The sequence below is a fragment of the Brevibacterium sp. genome, assembly GCF_022712115.1.
Classification (GTDB): Bacteria; Actinomycetota; Actinomycetes; order Actinomycetales; family Brevibacteriaceae; genus Brevibacterium; species Brevibacterium salitolerans.
The window spans coordinates 1-17,802 of the sequence record NZ_JALAHB010000273.1; the positions used below are offsets into that span (position 1 = coordinate 1).

Here is a 17,802-nt window from a genome sequence, read left to right on the forward strand (position 1 = left end):
GGGTGAGGTGGGAGTGCGCGGCCTGCGCGCTGGGCGTCTGCGCGGCCTCCGTGGTCGAGGCGGCTGTGCTGTGGGCACCGGCGGTCATGGATCTCCTCCACTGGATGTGCCCGCCTGAGGGGACGGGCTCGCATATGGGCTCGTCCTCCCCGCTCTGTCACAGCGGTGAACCGCTCCAGAGGTGCCTGCGCATCGTGGTACTGGGCCTGAGAGTTTCCCGGGGAGGGATTGCACCTACGGCGCCGCTTCCCTGCGTGTCCGCACCCGGTGGCATGCGGGCGGACGTGAGCGAGGCGGCTCTCCCACGATGTGTCGTAACGGCAGTCACAGATCAGGATAGGACACGCCGCGGACATGAGCCAACGCCGGACCGGGTGGCCGGTGCCGATGCGAAAGGGGACTTTCTGACGGCGCAGGGCCCCCGCAGGGTCCCTGCGCCGTCAGAGAGTCCCCGAGGCCGAGTGGGCCTCAGCCGCGGAAGTCCTCCACGTCCTCCACTGCCGGGTACTCGCTCAGTGGGAAGGTGTCGACCTGCGGGCTGCGCTGCTGGACGAGGGTGCCGCCGTCCACGGGAACGCCGATCCCGGTGACGTACTCGGCCTCGTCGGAGGCGAGGAAGATCGCCGCGCCCACGAGGTCCTCGGCCTTCCCGCCGCGGCCCAGCGGAACGGTGGCGTCCCGCAGAGCGGTGACCTCCGCCGGCTCCTCCGCGGCCGTCGCGATGAAGCCGGGGATGATCGCGTTGACCCGCACGCCGTACGGCGCGAGCTCCACCGCCGAGGCCCGGGTGAGCGCCTCGATCGCCCCCTTGGAGGCGTCGTAGGGGACCATGCCGCGGTGGGCCCGGGTGGCTCCGCCGCTGGAGAAGTTGATGACGGCTCCGCCTCCGCGCTTGGCCATGATCCGCGCCGCGCGGGAGAGGAACAGCCAGTGCCCGCGCAGGTTGGTGCGGATGACGGTGTCCCACCAGTCGTCGTCGACGTCGAAGAAGTGACGCACGCCGGAGGTGATGCCGGCGTTGTTCACCAGCACGTCGACGGTGCCGAACTCCGCGAGCGTCCGGGAGAACACGGAGTCCGCGTCCGCGGCCTCGCCCACGTCCGCGGCGAGGCCCAGGGCGGTGCCGCCGGCGGCTGCGATCTCCTCTGCGACCGCCTGCGCACCCTCGCCGTTGAGGTCGACGACCACCACCTTCGCCCCTTCGCGGGCATAGCCGAGCGCGATCGCCCGGCCGATCCCCCGCGCCGCGCCGGTGACGACGGCCACCCTGCCGTCGAGCCGTCCGAGTCCTCTGCGCTCCGTCATCGTTCGCACCTTCCTTCAGCCACACTGCCTCTGTTCGTCCGACGCTCCCATACTCTGCCCCCGGCCGCATGCCTCAGTCACGCACGTTGCGCACTTTCCGACCGTGTTCACGCGAGCACACATGCGCACACCGTCAGAAGGTGCGCAACGTCCGGCAGAAGGCGCAGGCCGCGCCTCACACGTGCGCGAACGCCACCTCGCCGGCCACCACGGACATGTGCACCTGCGTGTCACGGACGGCGAGCGCGTGTTCGAACAGCGCGGCCTCGGAGGCGTACTCGCCCGTCACCCCGCTGCCGCCGTCGGCCACCAGCGGGTCCTGGTCCACGACGATGAAGTCCGCGTTCTGCCCCGGCGCCAGTGCCCCCGTGGTGCCCTCCAGCCCCGCCGCATAGGCCGCGCCCGAGGTGTGGGCGGCGATGGCGTCCCAGGCCGGGATGCGCCGCTCGGACTGGAAGGTCGTGGCCGGATCACCGGAGATGTCGGCACGGGTCATCGCGGCGTACATCGCGGCGAACGGATTCGTGGGCTCCACCGGCCCGTCGGAGCCGAAGGCCAGCGGCACGCCTGCGGCCAGGAGGTCCTTCCACGCATAGGCGCACAGACGCGGGTCCGGCTTGAGCGCCTCCAGCAGGTGCAGATCGGAGATGCAGTGGCGCGGCTGCATCGAGGCGACGATCCCCAGCTCCGCATACTTCGCGATCTCCTCCGGCCGGATGAACTGCGCGTGCTCCACGCGGTGGCGAAGGCTCCGACCGTGGCGCTCCTGGGCTTCCTGGGCCGCGGCGCGCGCCCGCTCGAACGCTGTGAGCACGTGGTGGTTGGCGCGGTCGCCGATGGCATGGACGGCCACGCCGATGCCCGCGGCGAAGGCCGTCTCCATCTGCTCCACGAGGACGTCCTCGCTGGCGATCGGCAGCCCGTAGTTGGGCAGGTGGTCCTCCCCGGGGTGCGCGGGGAACGGGTCCGTCATGTGCGAGGTCTGCGAACCCAGCGCGCCGTCCGAGAACAGCTTGAGCCCGCCGCGGACGAACCATCCGTCCGCCTCCGGCTCTCCCGCGGCCCGCACCCGCTCACCGGTGCGGCCCAGCTGGTCCCCGGTGCGCCAGCCCACCGCGCGCGCCCAGTCCAGCTCCTCGAGACGCAGGTACTTCACCACGCGCATGTGCTGCTGCCCCTCGGCGCGCAGCGCGTCCCAGGCCTCCTGGGAGGCCGCCCCGTCGATGTCGTGCAGCCCGGTGAGCCCCTCCGCCAGCCAGCGGCTCTGGGCCGTGAGCATGTTCTGCCGCCGCTGCTCCAGCGAGAGTGCGGGCATCCGCCGCTCCGCGATCGTCGCGGCGTCCTCGCGCAGGATCCCGGTGGCCCGGCCTGCGGAATCGCGCACGATCTCGCCGCCCACGGGGTTGGGCGTCGAATCGTCGATGCCGACCGCCTCGAGCGCCGCGCCGTTGAGCCACAGCGTGTGGTAGTCGATGGACCACAGCGCCACCGGGGTGTCCGGCAGGGCCTCGTCGAGCAGACGGCGGTCCGGCTGGTAGGAGCCGGAGCCGCCCATGTCCCAGGTGTTCGAGTCCCAGCGTCCACCGGTCACCCACTGCCCGGGAGGGAGTGTGCGCGCATGCGCGGCCACGGTGTCCACCGCCGCCCGGAGGCTGCGCACCTGCCGCAGGTCCACCTCGGCGATGGTGTTGGCGGTGGAGACCGCGTGGAGGTGTGCGTCCGTGAACCCGGGCAGCACCACCCTCCCGCCCAGATCGACCTCGTCGCCCAGCCGGGTGCCCGCCATGTCCCGGAGCGCGTCGCGCTCCCCCACCGCGACGACCTTGCCTCCCGCCGTGAGCACGGAGTCCCCGCCCGAGGCGCCTGCCGGGTGGTTCTCCGGCCGCGACCCGGCGGCGGCCTCCGCGAAGGAGTGAACGCGCCCACCGGAGAAGAGGCGCAGCTGGTCCGGTTGCAGAGAGTCTGTGGTCATGCACACATGCAAGCACACCCGCCGCCGGGACCGGCAGCCGGCGCCCGGACAAATAGCGCATGGACCTTTTGCTTATCTGCAGACACTGTGGAATTATTTAGCCCAGCCTCAGTTAGGTCAGGTGGCCCTCAGCGAACTCTGCGGAAGCAGCTCCTCGAGAACAGCTCTTCCCGCGCGGTGTCCGCGCCGGTCGCACGCACCTCGCCGGGGCAGGGACCGCACACGGCGCGCTCCCCACACACGCACCCTCGCAGGGCCCATGCCCGCGACCGAAGCAAGGAGCCTCACGCTCATGACCCTCAGGCACCGCCTTCCCCTCGCCGCGGCCTCCGTCGCAGCACTCGCACTGGGCCTCAGCGCCTGCGGCAGCGGCGCGACCGACGAAGCTGCGGGCTCGGATGCAGGATCCTCCACCATCACCGTCGAGACGAACGACGGCGAGGTCGAGGTCAACCACCCGCCGCAGAGCGTCGTGGCGCTGGACAACACGTCCTTCCGCACCCTCGACACGTTCGGCGTGGAGCTCTCCGCGGCCGCCGTCTCCCTCATGCCGGACGACCTCTCCTACGTGGACAGCGACATCCCCGACATCGGCAATCACCGCGAGCCGGACCTCGAGCAGATCGTCGTGGCCGAGCCCGACCTCGTGATTGGCGGCTACCGCTTCAGCGACTACGCGGAGGACATCAAGGAGCTGGCGCCGGACGCCGCCTACGTCGACGTCACCGCCCGCGACGGTGAGGACTTCAGCGAGGAGCTCAAGCGCCAGACCACGGTCCTGGGTGAGATCTTCGACAAGAACGACGAGGCCGCCGGGCTGGTCGAGGACTACGACGCCGCCGTGGAGCGGGTGAAGGAGGCCTACGATCCGGAGGAGTCCGTCATGGGCGTCATCACTTCCGGCGGCGACATCAACTACTCCGCACCGGGCACCGGCCGCACGCTCGGGCCGGCCTTCGACGCACTGGGCCTCACCCCCGCACTCGAGGTCGAAGACGCTTCCACGGACCACCAGGGCGACGACATCTCCGTCGAGGCCATCGCGGACTCGAACCCGGACTGGATCCTCGTGATGGATCGCGACGCCGGCGTGGGCGAGGAGGGCGCCGAGCCCGCGAACCAGCTCATCGCGGAGTCCGAGGCCCTGCAGAACGTCCCTGCGGTGAAGGATGACAACATCGTCTACATGCCGTCCTACACCTACCTCGACGAGAGCATCATCAACTACACCGAGTTCTACAACTCGATCGCGGATGCCATGGAGGCGGCGAACTGACCTCCGCACACAGCGCGGGCGAGCAGGCGGATCCCGTCACCGGAGCGACCTCCGGGACGGGGTCCGCCTCTGGCCGTGCACGCCCCAGAAGACTGTTCACCTGGCCGATGCTCGCAGGCGTGCTCGTCACGCTGGGCCTCGTCACCGCCTCGCTGTTCGTGGGCGTCTACGACGTCTTCGGCGCCCCCGACGGCGCCGCGATGTTCGCGATTACCCGCATCCCGCGCACCGTCGCACTCGTGCTCGCGGGGGCGGCCATGGCGATGTGCGGGCTGGTCATGCAGATGATCACCCAGAACCGGTTCGTGGAGCCGACCACCACCGGCACCACCGAGTGGGCGGGCCTGGGGCTCCTCCTCGTCATGGTGCTGTTCCCGCAGGCCGGGCTGCTGCCCAAGATGGCGGCGGCCATCGTCGCCGCGTTCATCGGCACCATGATCTTCTTCGCGTTCCTGCAGCGCGTGACCCTGCGGTCCTCCGTGATCGTGCCGATCGTCGGCATCATGCTCGGCTCCGTCGTGGGGGCCGTCTCCACCTACATCGCGCTCTCGACGGACATGCTGCAGAGCCTCGGCATCTGGTTCGCCGGCTCCTTCACCTCCGTCCTCAAGGGGCAGTACGAGCCGCTGTGGGCCGTCCTCATCATCGTCGCCGTCGTGTTCGTCACGGCGGACCGCTTCACCGCGGCGGGACTGGGCGAGGAGTTCTCCACGAACATCGGACTGGACTACCGGAAGGTGGTGCTGCTGGGCAACGGCCTCATCGCGATCGCCACCGGCATCGTCACGGTGGTCGTGGGCAACCTGCCGTTCCTGGGGCTCATCGTCCCCAACCTCATCTCGATGATCCGCGGCGACGATCTGCGCTCCAACCTCCCGTGGGTGGCGATGACGGGCATCTGCATCGTCACGGTCTGCGACCTGCTGGGCCGCACGCTCATCGCCCCGTTCGAGGTTCCCGTCTCGCTCATCCTGGGCGTCGTGGGGGCCGTCGTGTTCATCGTCCTCATCACCCGGAGGCGCTGACGTGGAGAAGCAGACGACCGCAGACACGGATGCCGGGACAGCCTCCCCGGCCTCGGCGACGGACCGCCCGGCCGCGGGCGCTGCCACCCCGACCCCGGCAGCAGCGCAGGAGGCAGCGACGGCCCGCCCCACAGGTGCACGGGCCACAGGCGCGCGCACCACCGGCGCGCGCCCCGCCGTCCGCCGGCGCACTCCGCCGCTGGCCTCCCCGTGGCGCCCCACCGGGCGGCAGTCGGGCCCGCTGCCGAGCCGCCGCGCGCAGCGCCGCTACTGGCTGATCCTCGCCGCACTCGCACTCCTGTCCGCCGGTGCGATGTTCGGCTCCCTGGCGTGGGACAACCCCATGCCGGTGGGCTCGCGCGGGTTCTGGCTCATCGCCCAGATGCGGGCGACCAACCTGGTGGTCATCGTGGTCGTGGCGTTCTGCCAGGCGATCGCGACGGTGTCCTTCCAAACGGTGACGAACAACCGCATCCTCACGCCCTCCATCATGGGCTTCGAGTCCCTCTACATCCTCGTGCAGACCGGCGCGGTGTTCTTCATCGGGCTCGGCGGCATCGCCGCGCTCACGGGCCTGTGGCAGTTCCTCCTGCAGATCGGGCTCATGGTGGGCTTCGCCGCAGCGCTCTACGGCTGGCTGCTCGCCGGGCGGCGCGGGAACCTCCACATCACCCTCCTCGTGGGCATCGTCCTGGGAGGCGGGCTGGGGGCGGCCTCGACGTTCATGCAGCGTCTGCTCACACCCAGCGAGTTCGACGTCCTCACCGCGCGGCTGATCGGCTCGATCGCCACGGCGGACACCGAGTACCTGTGGGTCTCCATCCCGCTGGCCGCCCTGGCCGGCGGAGCGCTCTGGCTGCGCTCCAGCCGCCTCAACGTGCTCGCCCTCGGCAGGGAGACGGCCATCAACCTCGGCATCAACCACCGGCGGCAGACGATCGTCGTGCTGCTGCTGGTCGCGGTGCTCATGGCGATCTCCACCGCGCTGGTGGGGCCCATGACGTTCCTGGGCTTCCTCGTGGCGATGATCGCCTATCAGCTCGCCGACACCTACGACCACCGCTTCATCTTCCCCCTCGCGTGGCTGGTGGGCATCGTGGTGCTCGCCGGCTCGCACTTCGTCCTCAAGAACCTCTTCTACGCGGAGGGCTCGGTGGGGATCATCATCGAGATCGTCGGCGGATCGTTCTTCCTCTTCTACATCCTCAGAAAGGGCCGCCTGTGATCACGCTCAGCACCGTCACCCGCCGCTACACCGACGACGTCGCGATCGGCCCCGTCGACCTGGACATCCCCGCCGGCGGCATCACGGCGCTCGTGGGGCCCAACGGCGCGGGCAAGTCCACGCTGCTGACGATGATCGGCAGGCTCATGGGCATGGACGAGGGGCAGATCGAGGTGGCCGGCCTGGACGTGTCCACCACCCCGTCCAAGGACCTCGCGAAGATCGTCTCGATCCTCCGCCAGGAGAACCACTTCGTCGCGCGGCTCACGGTGCGCCAGCTGGTGGGCTTCGGCCGGTTCCCGTACTCACAGGGCCGGCTCACGCGCGCGGACGAGGAGGTCATCAGCCGGTCGATCGACTTCCTGGACCTGGGCGAGCTCGAATCGCGGTACCTCGACGAGCTCTCCGGCGGCCAGCGGCAGCGGGCATACGTGGCTATGGTCCTCGCGCAGGACACGGAGTACGTGCTCCTCGACGAGCCCATGAACAACCTCGACATGCAGCATTCCGTGCAGATGATGAAGCACCTGCGCGAGGCGGCCGTGCAGCTGGGGAGGACCATCGTCATCGTCCTCCACGACATCAACTTCGCGAGCCACTACGCGGACCGCATCTGCGCGCTCAAGCACGGGAAGGTCGTCGAGTTCGGGACGCCGGAGGAGATCATGGTCCCGGAGATCCTCTCCGACATCTTCAACACACCGATCGACGTGGTCGAGGGACCGCGCGGCCGGCTCGCCTGCTTCTACTGAAACTCGCCTGCTTCTGCTGAAACAGGAACAGACGGGAAGGGGCGCCCGCTCCCTTCCCGTCTGCGGATTCGCCGCCCCAGGGCCGGATCAGGGGCGAATCCGCAGACGCGTTCAGCCGCGGCGCCCGCTCATGTCTGCCGGGGCGGTCAGTCTTCGCCGGCCCGGGCGTAGGCGCCCAGCACCTGCCGCTCGGAGTCCCCGAGATACGTCCCCAGCAGCGCCGCCGCCGCTGCGGGGCTCTCCTCGACGTACGCCTCGTAGACCTCCCCATTCCGTTCCACGAACGGCGCATGGAGGAAGTCGAGGAGCTCGACCTTGAGGAACGCGAGCCGCAGCTCTGCGAGGACGTTGCCGAACGTGCGCATGAGACGGGCGCTGTCCGAGAGCGCGACCACGCCGTTGTGGAAGGCCATGTTCGCCGTTCCCACCCCGAGCCAGTCGCCGGCCTCGGCCGCGGCCCGGCCCTCCTCGATCGCACGGAGCATCTGCGCGGCGTTCGGGTGCCCGCGGGGCGCCTGCGCGAGGACGGTGCACTCGACCGTCCTGCGCACCCGGTAGATGTCCACGACATCCGCTGTGCGCGGCGAGGCGACCGATACTCCGCGGTGCGGGATGTGCTCGACCAGCCCCTGCTCCCCGAGCACCCGGAACGCCTCCCTGAGCGTATTGCGTGAGACGTCGAACTCCTGTGCGAGCGCCGCCTCGGACAACCGGGCTCCAGGGCGGAGCTCACCGGCGATCAGCCGTTCGGTGAGCCTATTGACCAGGGACGATTCATGCTTCACCTCTCCATCGTAGAGACATCGGCGGGCGGAGCGACAGCGCAGCAGGCCGCGGCTGCGCACACGCAGCCACTCTGGCGATCAACGAGATCGAGCAGATGACTGTGACACAGGTCTATTTTTGTTGAACAATCAGTGCTAAGTTGTCTACCGATTCCGTGAACTGCACGTGAGGCACCCCACCGCACCGCTCTCCCCGCACCTCGATCCGACACCGGAGATCCCATGTCAAAGACGACCGCCCAGCCCGACCCGCGGGACAGGACGAAGGCCGCAGTCAGCCGCAGTGCGGTCGTCGGCGCCATCTTCCTCATGGCCACCTCGGCCATCGGACCGGGCTTCATCACCCAGACCGCCACCTTCACCGCGCAGATGGGCGCGGCCTTCGCCTTCGCGATCCTCGTCTCGATCCTCATCGACCTCGCCATCCAGCTGAACATCTGGCGCATGATCACCTCCTCGGGCAAGCGCGCCGCTCAGCTCGCCTCCTCCGCGGTCCCCTACTCGGGCGTCCTCCTCTCGGTCCTCATCGTGGTGGGCGGGCTCGCCTTCAACATCGGCAACATCGCCGGCGGCGGCCTCGGGCTCAACGCCCTGCTCGGCATCGATCCGAAGCTGGGCGGGCTGATCACCGGCGTGCTCGCCATCGGCGTCTTCCTCTTCAAGCGCGCGGGCAAGGTCGTCGATGCGGTCGTCCTCGTGCTCGGCCTCGGCATGATCGTGCTCACCTGCGTCGTCGCGTTCGTCTCACAGCCGCCCGTCGGAGACGCCCTGCGGCAGAGCTTCGTGCCCGATTCGATCAGCTTCGCGACCGTGACGACGATCGTCGGCGGCACCGTGGGCGGCTACATCACCTATTCCGGCGCCCACCGCTATCTGGACTCCGGCAGGACCGGCCCGGAGAACGCCCCCGCCGTCATGCGCTCGGCGCTCTCCGGCATCCTCGTCACGAGCATCATGCGCTACGTGCTCTTCCTCGCCGTCCTCGGCGTGGTCGCCTCCGGAGTGGCCCTCGACCTGGAGAGCCAGGTCGCGAATCCCGCCGGACAGGCCTTCGCCGCCGTGCTCGGCGACGCGGGCATCCGCATCTTCGGTGCGATCTTCTGGGCCGCAGCCCTGAGCTCCGTCATCGGTGCCGCCTACACCTCGGCGACGTTCCTCTCCGCGTTCTCGAAGAAGCTCGGCGGCGGCTGGCCGCTCCAGCTCGCCACCGTCTGCTTCATCGTCATCTCGCTCGCCGTCTACCTGGTCGTCGGCACCGCTCCGGCCACCCTGCTCGTCTTCGTCGGCGGCTTCAACGGACTCATCCTGCCCATAGGCCTGACGATCTTCATGTACATAGGCTGGTTCAAGCCCCGCCTGCTGCGCACTGACGCATACCCCAAGTGGCTGCTGATCATCGGCACAGCGGCAACCGTCCTGACCTGGTACATGGCCGTCCAGTCGGTCGGCCCCATCTTCGCAATGATCGGAATAGGAGCATGACCATGACCTCTTCTCCCGCCATCGACCTCAACTCCGACCTCGGCGAGAACGTGCCGGACCGCATCGTCAGCGACGACGAGGCGATGCTGGGTCTCGTCTCCAGCGCCAACGTCTCCTGCGGCTTCCACGCCGGCAGCCCCGAGGGGATCAGGGCCACTGTCGCCGAGGCCACCGCACGCGGCGTGGTCATCGGAGCCCACCCCGGATACGACGACTACGAAGGATTCGGCCGGCGCGCGCTCGACGTCCCCGCCGCCACCCTCCAGGCACAGGTGGAATATCAGATCGGCGCGCTCATCGGGCTGACGACGGCGGTGGGCGGCACGGTCCGCTACGTCAAGCCCCACGGTGGCCTCTACAACGCGATCGTCCACGACGAGGCACAGGCCCGCGTGGTCGCCGCCGCCGTCAGGGCCGTCGACCCGAATCTCGTCTTCCTGGGGCTCGCCGGCAGCGTCGCCAACCGGGTCGCCGCCGAGGCCGGGCTGGAGGTGGCGGCCGAGGCCTTCGCCGACCGCGCCTACAACCCCGACGGCTCGCTCGTCTCACGGTCCGAGGAGGGCGCGGTCCTCCACGATCCGGCTCTCGTCGCCGCCCGCGTGCTCCGCCTCGTCGAAACCGGGCAGATCGAAGCGATCGACGGCAACACGATCACCGTCGATGCCCAGTCGATCTGCTTCCACGGCGACTCACAGGGCTCGATCGAGATGGCGCGAGCCTCCCGCACAGTCCTCGAGGACGCAGGTGTGACGATCGCGCCGTTCACCGGGAAGCAGCCGTGACGGGTACGACGGGAGCCCCCGGAGTGCGCGACGCAGGAGCCGAGGCGCGCGCACGCATCCGGCAGGGCGACACCCGCCCCACCTCGGGAATGGCACCGGGACTCGTCCAGGCCAATCTCATCGCCGTACCAGCCGATTGGGCCTTCGACGTCCTGCTCTTCGCACAGCGCAACCCCCAGCCCTGCCCGGTCATCGACGTCCTCGAACCCGGCCGGGTCGAGTCCGCCCTGGCTCCCGGCAGCGATCTCCGCAGGGACATCCCCCGCTACCGCGTGTGGGAGCACGGGGAGCTGAGCGCGGAGATCGACGACGCCACGGAGGTGTGGGCGGCGCACCCGGACCTCGTCTCCTTCCTCATCGGCTGCAGCTTCACCTTCGAGGCCGGTCTGGCGGAGGCCGGCATTCCCGTCCGCCACCAGGAGGCCGGCCGCAACGTCCCGATGTACCGCACCTCGACACCCTGCAGGCCTGCCGGCCGGATCCGCGGGAACATGGTCGTGTCCATGCGGCCCATCCCCGCCTCCCAGGTCGCGGCGGCGGTCCGCATCACCGACCGCTTCCCCGCCGTGCACGGCAGCCCCGTCCACATCGGAGCGCCCGAACAGCTCGGCATCACAGACCTCGCACGGCCCGACTACGGAGATGCTCCCGTCCTCCATCCGGGAGACATCCCTGTGTTCTGGGCCTGCGGCGTCACGCCGCAGGCAGCCATCGCGGAATCCGCGCCGCCCTTCGCACTCACCCATTCACCCGGTCGGATGTTCATCACCGACGCGCAGGAAAGCGACTACCGCCAGTGACCGCCTTCCACACCGCCTCGCGACAGCACCTCCTCGCCGAATGCGCCGACCTCGCAGAGACGATGCGCCTGCACCACAGCCTCGAGGCCGCCGCACTCCCCGGCGTGCTCGAGCTCGTGCCCGCCGCCCGCACCGTGCTCATCCGCTTCGACCCCGCCCGCACCTCAGCAGCGGCGCTATCGGACGCGATCCGCTCCCTCGACCTCACGGCCGGCGCCACGGAGGCCGAGAGGTCCGTGACCCTCGACGTCCACTACGACGGGGAGGACCTCGCCGAGGTGGCGGACCTCCTCTCCGTCTCCGTCGCCGAGGTGGTCGCCCGCCACCAGCGAGCCCGCTGGCAGGTCGCCTTCTCCGGCTTCGCGCCGGGGTTCGGCTACCTCGCCGGCGACGATCCTCTCTTCGACGTGCCGCGCAGGGGGTCCCCGCGCACGCGCGTCCCCGTCGGCGCGGTCGCGCTCGCCGGAGAGTTCACCGGCGTCTACCCGCGCAGCTCACCGGGCGGCTGGCAGCTCATCGGCCAGACCGATGCGACCCTCTGGGACCTCGACCGTGACCCGCCCGCGCTGTTCGTACCCGGCACCGTGGTGACGTTCCGATCAGCGGAACGGGAGACGGTCGTCGCCGGTGAGCCCGGCGCAGCGCGCTCGACCGGCGCAGCGGCCAGTGCAGGCGAAGCGCGCGGCGCAGAAGCGGCAGAGGACTCCGCCCCCTCCCTCACCGTCGTCCGACCCGGCCTGCAGCTCCTCCCCCAGGACCTCGGGCGCCCCGGGTTCGCCTCGCTGGGCGTCTCCGCTGCGGGTGCTGCGGACCGGACGGCGCTGCGGCGGGCCAACAGGCTCGTGGGCAACGCGGAGAGCGCAGCATGCCTCGAGAGCTTCGGGGGGAACGTGCGCCTGGAGGTCACCGGCGACGGCGTCGCCGCCGTGACGGGCGCCGAGGGGACGATCACCGTCACCGCCGGCGGAGGGACGGTCCACCGTCCCCGCACCGGCGAGCCGTTCTCCCTCGTCGACGGCGACCGGCTCGAACTCGGGCCGGCCGAGCGCGGGGTGCGCCGCTACCTCGCGCTCCGCGGCGGGATCGCCGTGGAGACGGCCCTCGGCAGCGCCTCGAGCGACACCCTCGGCCACCTCGGACCCGCGGCTCTCTCCGCCGGCGACACCGTGGAGCTCCACGGACCCGCCGCAGCTCCGCACCTCGTCGACCCGGACCTCGGCGGCGGACGGCGCCTGCCCGCCCCGGGAGAGACGGTCGAACTCACCCTCACCCTCGGACCGCGTGAGGACTGGTTCACCGAGGCCGGGATCGAGACGCTGCTCGGCCAGGAGTGGACGGTCACGCACGAATCGGACCGGGTGGGTCTGCGGCTGACCGGCGAGGTGCCCCTCGAACGCGCCCGCTCCGGGGAGCTCCCGAGCGAAGGCGCGGTCACCGGCGCTCTCCAGGTGCCGCCGAGCGGACAGCCCGTGCTCTTCGGCCCCGACCATCCGCTCACCGGCGGCTATCCGATCATCGCGAGCGTCGACGACACCGACCTCGCCGCCCAGCTCGCCCCGGGCGTGAGGATCCGCTTCCGCACTGCCACCACCGACGAAAGCTGAACCATGTCGAGAATCCTCATCGCCAACCGCGGCGAGATCGCCGTCCGCGTCATCCGCGCCTGTGCGCAGAACGGGCACACATCCATCGCCGTCTACGCGGATCAGGACGCCGCCGCCATGCACACGCAGCTCGCGGACATCGCCGTCGCGCTTCCCGGCAGCACCGCCGCAGAGACCTATCTCAACAGCGAGGCGCTGCTGGCCGCGGCGAAGCGAGCGGGTGCAGACGCCGTCCATCCCGGCTACGGCTTCCTCTCCGAGAACGCGGACTTCGCCGCCGCCGTGGAGGACGCGGGCCTCGTCTGGATCGGTCCCACCCCGGAGTCGATCACCGCGCTCGGCGACAAGGTCACGGCCCGGCGGCTCGCGCAGAAGGCGGGCGCGCCGCTGGCTCCCGGCATCGACAGACCGCTGACGGGGGCGGCCGAGGTCGAGGAGTTCGCCGCGGCGCACGGCCTGCCCCTCATCATCAAGGCCGCGCACGGGGGCGGCGGCCGGGGCATGCGCATCGTCCGCGAGCTCTCCGAGGTGGGCGGGGCCTTCGAGTCCGCCACCCGTGAGGCCCGCGCGGCGTTCGGCCGCCCCGAGTGCTTCGTCGAGAAGTTCCTCGAACGCCCCCGGCACGTCGAGGTCCAGGTCATCGGCGACGGCTGCGGAACAGTCGTGGCGGTGGGCGATCGCGACTGCTCGGCCCAGCGCCGCAACCAGAAGCTCATCGAGGAGGCTCCCGCGCCCTGTCTCACCCCCGAGCAGCGCGAACTCCTGCAGCGCTCGGCCGAGGCGATCTGCGCGGAGGTCGACTACCGCGGCGCGGGAACCGTCGAGTTCCTCCTCGCCGCGGACGGCACCATGACCTTCCTCGAGGTCAACACCCGGCTGCAGGTCGAGCACCCCGTCACCGAGGCGGTCACCGGCGTGGACCTCGTCTCCGAGCAGTTCCGCATCGCCTTCGGACAGGGCCTCTCACTCACCGCGACTCCCCCGGTGCACGGGCACGCACTCGAACTGCGGGTGAATGCCGAGGATCCGGGCCGCGGCTTCCTCCCGACGCCGGGGAGGATCGAGACGCTCACGGTGCCGGGCGGCCCGGGTGTGCGCTGGGACTCCGGAGTCAGGGCGGGCGACACGGTGCAGCCCGCGTTCGACTCCCTCTTCGCGAAGCTCATCGTCCACGGCCCCGACCGTCCGGCGGCGATCGCCCGCGCCCTCGCCGCCGTCGAGGAGCTCACGATCACCGGCCCGGCCACCGTGCTGCCGTGCTCGGCGGAGATCCTCCGTCATCCCGCGTTCACGGGCGCGGACGCAGGCACAGAGGCAGGTGCGGGCTCCACGGCGGAGTCGGCTGCGAGCGCATCCTCGGAGACGGGTGCGGGCTCAGACGCGGATGCGGGTGCAGGCGCCCCGGCCCGCTCCGGCGATCACGGGTTCGGTCTGCACACGCAGTGGATCGAGACGGAGCTCCTGCCCCGGCTCTCGGTCCAGGACCGGCCTGCGCCGGTGGGGCCTGCAGGCCTCACCCGCTTCGACATCGAGATCGACGGGAGGCTCACGACGGTGGGACTGCCCGAGGCCCTCGTCACCGCCCTCAGCGGCAGCGGGGACGGCCTAGGCGGCGGCGTGGGTCCGGCGGCCGGCGCTGAAGCCGCGGAGTCCGGCGCTCGCGGAGGGTCGCCCGCCGAGGCCTCCGACGGGTCCACCGCAGTGCGCGCACCGGTGCCCGGCAGCGTCGTCGCCTTCCTCGCCGAGGACGGTGCGGACGTCGCAGAGGGGGACGACATCGCGGTGCTCTCGGCGATGAAGATGGAGACGCGAGTGCCTGCACCCGCCGCGGGGACGCTGATGCATGCGGCCGCCGTCGGTGACATGGTGGCGGTCGGAGAGGTCCTCGCCCGGATCCGCTGAGCGGCGTCCGCCGCGCGAAGGCTCTGGTGAGCGTCTGCGCGGCGGGCGCAGTCTCCTGCCGTGCGCGACGTGCGGGCGGTGCGGAGGCTCAGCCGGTGCGGAGGAGGAACTCCAGGCGCTCGCGGCTGTCCGCTGCGACGGTGAGTTCGGGTGCGCCCACCGGCTCCGCGCCCGAGGCCGGGCTCGCGCTGCCGCCCCTCACGCCGCCTGCGCCCGCACCGAACGCGTCCGGGCGGCGGCGCACCCACCGGCCGGCGCACTCCGCGATGTAGGCTCCGCCGGCGAAGTCGTAGATCCCCAGGCCCCGCTCGTAGTAGGCGTTCACCCGCCCTTCGGCGACCATGCACAGGTCCAGGGCCGCGGACCCGCACCGGCGCAGGTCGTCGAACTCCTCCATGACGGCGCCCAGCGAGGCGAGCTGCTGAGCCCTGCGCTCCCGCGAGTACCCGAATCCGGTCGCCACGACCCTGCCGCTGGTGGGAGCGGAGGCCCCGGTGAGGGGCACGGCCTCGACAGCGGGGTCCGTGAGCGCGGTGAGCGGGGCCGTCCAGGCGCTGCCCGCACGTGCGAACCACACGCGGTCCAGCGCGGGCGCGGCGACGAGGCCGGCCACCCAGCCCGCGTCCGCATCAGCCGCTCCGTCCGCAGCCGCGGGCTGGTCCGCGCCCGTCAGCAGAGCCGCACCCGAGGCCGGAGCGGCACCCGGCACAGCCTCCGGCAGCGCGCGCACCCCCACGGAGAAGCAGTAGTGCTCGATCCCCCGGACGAAGTTCACGGTGCCGTCGATGGGGTCCACATGCCATTCATGGGTCCGCGCCCCCACGGCGCCGGCGTCCTCGGGGACACCGCTCTCCGGTGCACGCTCGAACGCGCCGGTGAGGAGGGCGGTCAGCTCGCCCCCGGACTCATGGTCTTCGAGACGGACCGAGGCGGAGTTCTCCTCGCCCACGACGACGTCCTCCGGGCGGAGCCGCAGCAGCCGCCCCCGGACCAGTGCCTCGATCTCCGCGTCTGCGAGGGTGACGAGGTTGTTGCGCCCGTCCTTGGAGTCCACGGCGGCCGCGGTGAGCTCTCGCGACCAGTGCCGCATGCGGTGGACCGCGATGACCGCGCTCTGCCGCGCGGCGTCGAGGAGGGGATCGTCGTGGAGTGCCGCCATCGGATCAGAGCGCCACGGGGCTCACGCCGCTCACAGCGCTCTGCTCCCCGCTCAGGCTTATGACGCCGGTGGTCATACCGGTGACTGCCGCCACGCCTCCTGCGAGCCCGGAGCCGCCGGAGGCGTGCGAGGCGTCCTCGCCGCCTGCCTCCGCCGCGCGGCCCGCACGGTGCCGGCGGACGATCTCCTGCACCGCCTGCGAGGAGGTGCCCACGGCCTCGGCGATCGCCGCATAGGTGACTCCCGCGTCACGGGCGGTCAGGATCGCGTCCACGTAGCTCGCGTTGACACGCGCCCGCTGACGAGCCACCCGTTTGACAGCGGACACCAGCGTCCGCTGCTCTGCATTCAGCTCCCGTGCCCTGCGCACCATTTCACAACCTCATTCTCACCAGGACGAACACTCATCGATGGACCGGCGGCAGAGGGGGCGAGCAGGCGCGGCATGCTGTCCCATGTCGCCGTCCGAGCACCGATACGTGCTTCTATGGTAGTACGCGCGTGATGCGTTTCCCGCCGGTCTCACCCCGGGCGGGGATATATCCGCTCACATTTCTCGATTCCGCGCCGATCTGCGGCTTTCCCCCGCCCAGTTGTCCCACTCCGTGGGACGAGTGCGGGTTGCCGCACCCGGCACTCACCCGCCCAGGCGCGCGGAGTCGTCGCCGAGCCGCCCCGTCAGCCTCTGCTCCAGATCCCGCCGCCAGCGCTCCGGCAGCTCGGGTGAGGCCAGCAGCCTCCCGATGCCGGCGCGATCGAGACGATCGACGTTCATGACGCGGTTGGCCTCGGCGACGGAGACGGATTCCGGCAGCCTCTCCGCGAGCGTCATCGCGTCCCCCTCCGCGAGGACTCCCGGCTCCAGCACCCGCAGGTAGAACCCGCAGCGCCCCGTCTCCTGCATGCGCGCAGGGAGGCCGCGGTCTCCCCAGCGTGCGGAGACGGTGGTGCAGGGCCTGCGGGGCTGCGTCACCTGCACACGCGCGGATCCGAGGAGGAAGACGTCCCCCAGGTGCACCTGCGCCTCGGTGAGCCCGCGCAGCGTGAGGTTCTCGAAGAAGCCGTCCTCGCCGATCTCCCGGCCCTCGGCGGCCCAGGCGCCGTAGTTCTCCACCGGATAGCAGCAGAGGGCCTTGTCGGGGCCGCCGTGGACCTTCGTGTTCCCCTGCGCGTCCCCGTCCAGACCGAGAACCCCCACCCGGACGGGCGCGGTGACCGGCGTCTTGTGCGCGCCGGTGGAGATCTCACGTCCCGACCAGTGCTGCACGACGACGGCACCCGCCCGCAGGCGTTCGACGGTCCCCGTCAGTGCGCGCACCTCCTGACCCGCACCCTGCACCGGCGTCTCGGCCTTCCCGGACGCGGTCAACCGGCAGATGCTCGACAATTTCGCCGCCGGGGGCGGGGCGATCAACCAGATCTGCGCGGCCTACGGCCTCGGCTTCAAGGTGTTCGACCTCGCCCTCGACATGCCCACCGGCGACATCACGGAAGCGCCGGCCCTCGACGAGCGCGCCACGGTCGCCACCATGGCGTTCGGCATGGAGGCGGTGGCCGCCGGCACCGACTGCCTCGGCATCGGCGAGATGGGCATCGGCAACACCACCGTGGCGGCCGCCCTCTACGCCGCCCTGTTCGGCGGCGATCCCGCCCACTGGGTCGGGCGCGGCACCGGCGTCGACCGGGACGGCCTGTCCCGGAAGGTCGCGGCCGTGGAGGCGGCGCTCGCCCAC

At 71.0% G+C, this 17,802-nt stretch carries 16 protein-coding genes and 1 riboswitch; of the genes, 10 read left to right on the forward strand and 6 right to left on the reverse strand.

Annotated features, from left to right (window positions below; all coding sequences use genetic code 11):
* Positions 1–185: 185 nt before the first annotated feature.
* A riboswitch (glycine riboswitch) is annotated at positions 186–315 on the reverse strand.
* Positions 316–468: 153 nt separating this feature from the next.
* Both Q0A33_RS16310 and Q0A33_RS16315 read right to left on the reverse strand, forming a co-directional pair.
* Positions 469–1,305, reverse strand: a complete 837-nt coding sequence (locus Q0A33_RS16310; protein WP_291799369.1) for an SDR family NAD(P)-dependent oxidoreductase — start codon at positions 1,303–1,305, stop codon at positions 469–471.
* A gap of 175 nt (positions 1,306–1,480) precedes the next feature.
* Complete coding sequence (locus tag Q0A33_RS16315; protein ID WP_291799372.1) at positions 1,481–3,277, reverse strand: amidohydrolase; 1,797 nt, start codon at positions 3,275–3,277, stop codon at positions 1,481–1,483.
* Positions 3,278–3,569: 292 nt separating this feature from the next.
* Here Q0A33_RS16315 and Q0A33_RS16320 point away from each other — a divergent pair, with 292 nt between their 5' ends.
* The 4 genes from Q0A33_RS16320 to Q0A33_RS16335 all read left to right on the forward strand — a co-directional run bounded on the left by Q0A33_RS16320 (position 3,570) and on the right by Q0A33_RS16335 (position 7,555).
* Positions 3,570–4,553: an ABC transporter substrate-binding protein gene (locus Q0A33_RS16320; protein WP_291799375.1), complete on the forward strand. Its 984-nt coding sequence runs from the start codon at positions 3,570–3,572 to the stop codon at positions 4,551–4,553.
* Positions 4,554–4,660: 107 nt separating this feature from the next.
* Positions 4,661–5,578 carry an iron chelate uptake ABC transporter family permease subunit gene (locus Q0A33_RS16325; protein WP_291799377.1) on the forward strand — a complete coding sequence of 306 codons (918 nt, stop codon included), beginning with the start codon at positions 4,661–4,663 and terminating at the stop codon, positions 5,576–5,578.
* A 199-nt stretch (positions 5,579–5,777) separates the two neighbouring features.
* Entirely contained in the window at positions 5,778–6,803 is a 1,026-nt protein-coding gene (locus Q0A33_RS16330; RefSeq protein WP_291799410.1) for an iron chelate uptake ABC transporter family permease subunit, read from the forward strand.
* Positions 6,800–7,555, forward strand: a complete 756-nt coding sequence (locus Q0A33_RS16335) for an ATP-binding cassette domain-containing protein (RefSeq protein ID WP_291799380.1) — start codon at positions 6,800–6,802, stop codon at positions 7,553–7,555. Before Q0A33_RS16330 ends, Q0A33_RS16335 begins: the two co-directional genes overlap by 4 nt.
* Positions 7,556–7,701: 146 nt before the next feature.
* Here Q0A33_RS16335 and Q0A33_RS16340 read toward each other — a convergent pair whose 3' ends face one another.
* A complete protein-coding gene (locus Q0A33_RS16340) occupies positions 7,702–8,340 on the reverse strand; it encodes a GntR family transcriptional regulator (protein WP_291799382.1) in 639 nt (212 codons plus the stop codon).
* A 222-nt stretch (positions 8,341–8,562) separates the two neighbouring features.
* On the opposite strand from Q0A33_RS16340, the gene Q0A33_RS16345 reads away from it, so the two are divergent.
* From Q0A33_RS16345 to Q0A33_RS16365, 5 genes are read left to right on the forward strand one after another with little or no spacing between them, the layout of a single operon-like run.
* The gene (locus Q0A33_RS16345) at positions 8,563–9,822 is read left to right on the forward strand and encodes an NRAMP family divalent metal transporter (protein WP_291799385.1); all 1,260 of its coding nucleotides are present in this window, start codon (positions 8,563–8,565) and stop codon (positions 9,820–9,822) included.
* A gap of 2 nt (positions 9,823–9,824) precedes the next feature.
* The gene (locus Q0A33_RS16350; protein WP_291799389.1) at positions 9,825–10,604 is read left to right on the forward strand and encodes a 5-oxoprolinase subunit PxpA; all 780 of its coding nucleotides are present in this window, start codon (positions 9,825–9,827) and stop codon (positions 10,602–10,604) included.
* Entirely contained in the window at positions 10,601–11,404 is an 804-nt protein-coding gene (locus Q0A33_RS16355; protein WP_363316640.1) for a putative hydro-lyase, read from the forward strand. The genes Q0A33_RS16350 and Q0A33_RS16355 overlap by 4 nt, the downstream gene beginning before the upstream one ends.
* A complete protein-coding gene (locus tag Q0A33_RS16360) occupies positions 11,401–13,008 on the forward strand; it encodes an urea amidolyase family protein (protein ID WP_291799392.1) in 1,608 nt (535 codons plus the stop codon). Before Q0A33_RS16355 ends, Q0A33_RS16360 begins: the two co-directional genes overlap by 4 nt.
* Positions 13,009–13,011: 3 nt before the next feature.
* Positions 13,012–14,910: a biotin carboxylase N-terminal domain-containing protein gene (locus Q0A33_RS16365; protein WP_291799394.1), complete on the forward strand. Its 1,899-nt coding sequence runs from the start codon at positions 13,012–13,014 to the stop codon at positions 14,908–14,910.
* Between the two features lie 88 nt (positions 14,911–14,998).
* On the opposite strand, the gene Q0A33_RS16370 is transcribed toward Q0A33_RS16365, so the two are convergent.
* The 3 genes from Q0A33_RS16370 to Q0A33_RS16380 all read right to left on the reverse strand — a co-directional run bounded on the left by Q0A33_RS16370 (position 14,999) and on the right by Q0A33_RS16380 (position 17,438).
* The gene (locus tag Q0A33_RS16370; protein ID WP_291799397.1) at positions 14,999–16,069 is read right to left on the reverse strand and encodes an inositol monophosphatase family protein; all 1,071 of its coding nucleotides are present in this window, start codon (positions 16,067–16,069) and stop codon (positions 14,999–15,001) included.
* Between the two features lie 4 nt (positions 16,070–16,073).
* A complete protein-coding gene (locus Q0A33_RS16375) occupies positions 16,074–16,442 on the reverse strand; it encodes a hypothetical protein (protein WP_291799400.1) in 369 nt (122 codons plus the stop codon).
* Positions 16,443–16,706: 264 nt separating this feature from the next.
* A complete protein-coding gene (locus Q0A33_RS16380) occupies positions 16,707–17,438 on the reverse strand; it encodes an MOSC domain-containing protein (protein WP_291799404.1) in 732 nt (243 codons plus the stop codon).
* Positions 17,439–17,445: 7 nt separating this feature from the next.
* Between Q0A33_RS16380 and Q0A33_RS16385 the strand changes: the two genes are divergently transcribed.
* On the forward strand, positions 17,446–17,802 hold a 357-nt coding region (locus Q0A33_RS16385; RefSeq protein ID WP_291799407.1), incomplete at its 3' end, for a nicotinate-nucleotide--dimethylbenzimidazole phosphoribosyltransferase.

What these genes read in the sequence shown, in the direction of transcription:
- Q0A33_RS16350 (WP_291799389.1), top strand. Translation starts at nt 9,825, where the DNA reads ATGACCTCTTCTCCCGCCATCGACCTCAACTCCGACCTCGGCGAGAAC.
- Q0A33_RS16325 (WP_291799377.1), top strand. Translation starts at nt 4,661, where the DNA reads ATGCTCGCAGGCGTGCTCGTCACGCTGGGCCTCGTCACCGCCTCGCTG.
- Q0A33_RS16345 (WP_291799385.1), top strand. Translation starts at nt 8,563, where the DNA reads ATGTCAAAGACGACCGCCCAGCCCGACCCGCGGGACAGGACGAAGGCC.
- Q0A33_RS16370 (WP_291799397.1), bottom strand. Translation starts at nt 16,069, where the DNA reads ATGGCGGCACTCCACGACGATCCCCTCCTCGACGCCGCGCGGCAGAGC.
- Q0A33_RS16365 (WP_291799394.1), top strand. Translation starts at nt 13,012, where the DNA reads ATGTCGAGAATCCTCATCGCCAACCGCGGCGAGATCGCCGTCCGCGTC.
- Q0A33_RS16315 (WP_291799372.1), bottom strand. Translation starts at nt 3,277, where the DNA reads ATGACCACAGACTCTCTGCAACCGGACCAGCTGCGCCTCTTCTCCGGT.
- Q0A33_RS16375 (WP_291799400.1), bottom strand. Translation starts at nt 16,442, where the DNA reads ATGGTGCGCAGGGCACGGGAGCTGAATGCAGAGCAGCGGACGCTGGTG.
- Q0A33_RS16320 (WP_291799375.1), top strand. Translation starts at nt 3,570, where the DNA reads ATGACCCTCAGGCACCGCCTTCCCCTCGCCGCGGCCTCCGTCGCAGCA.
- Q0A33_RS16310 (WP_291799369.1), bottom strand. Translation starts at nt 1,305, where the DNA reads ATGACGGAGCGCAGAGGACTCGGACGGCTCGACGGCAGGGTGGCCGTC.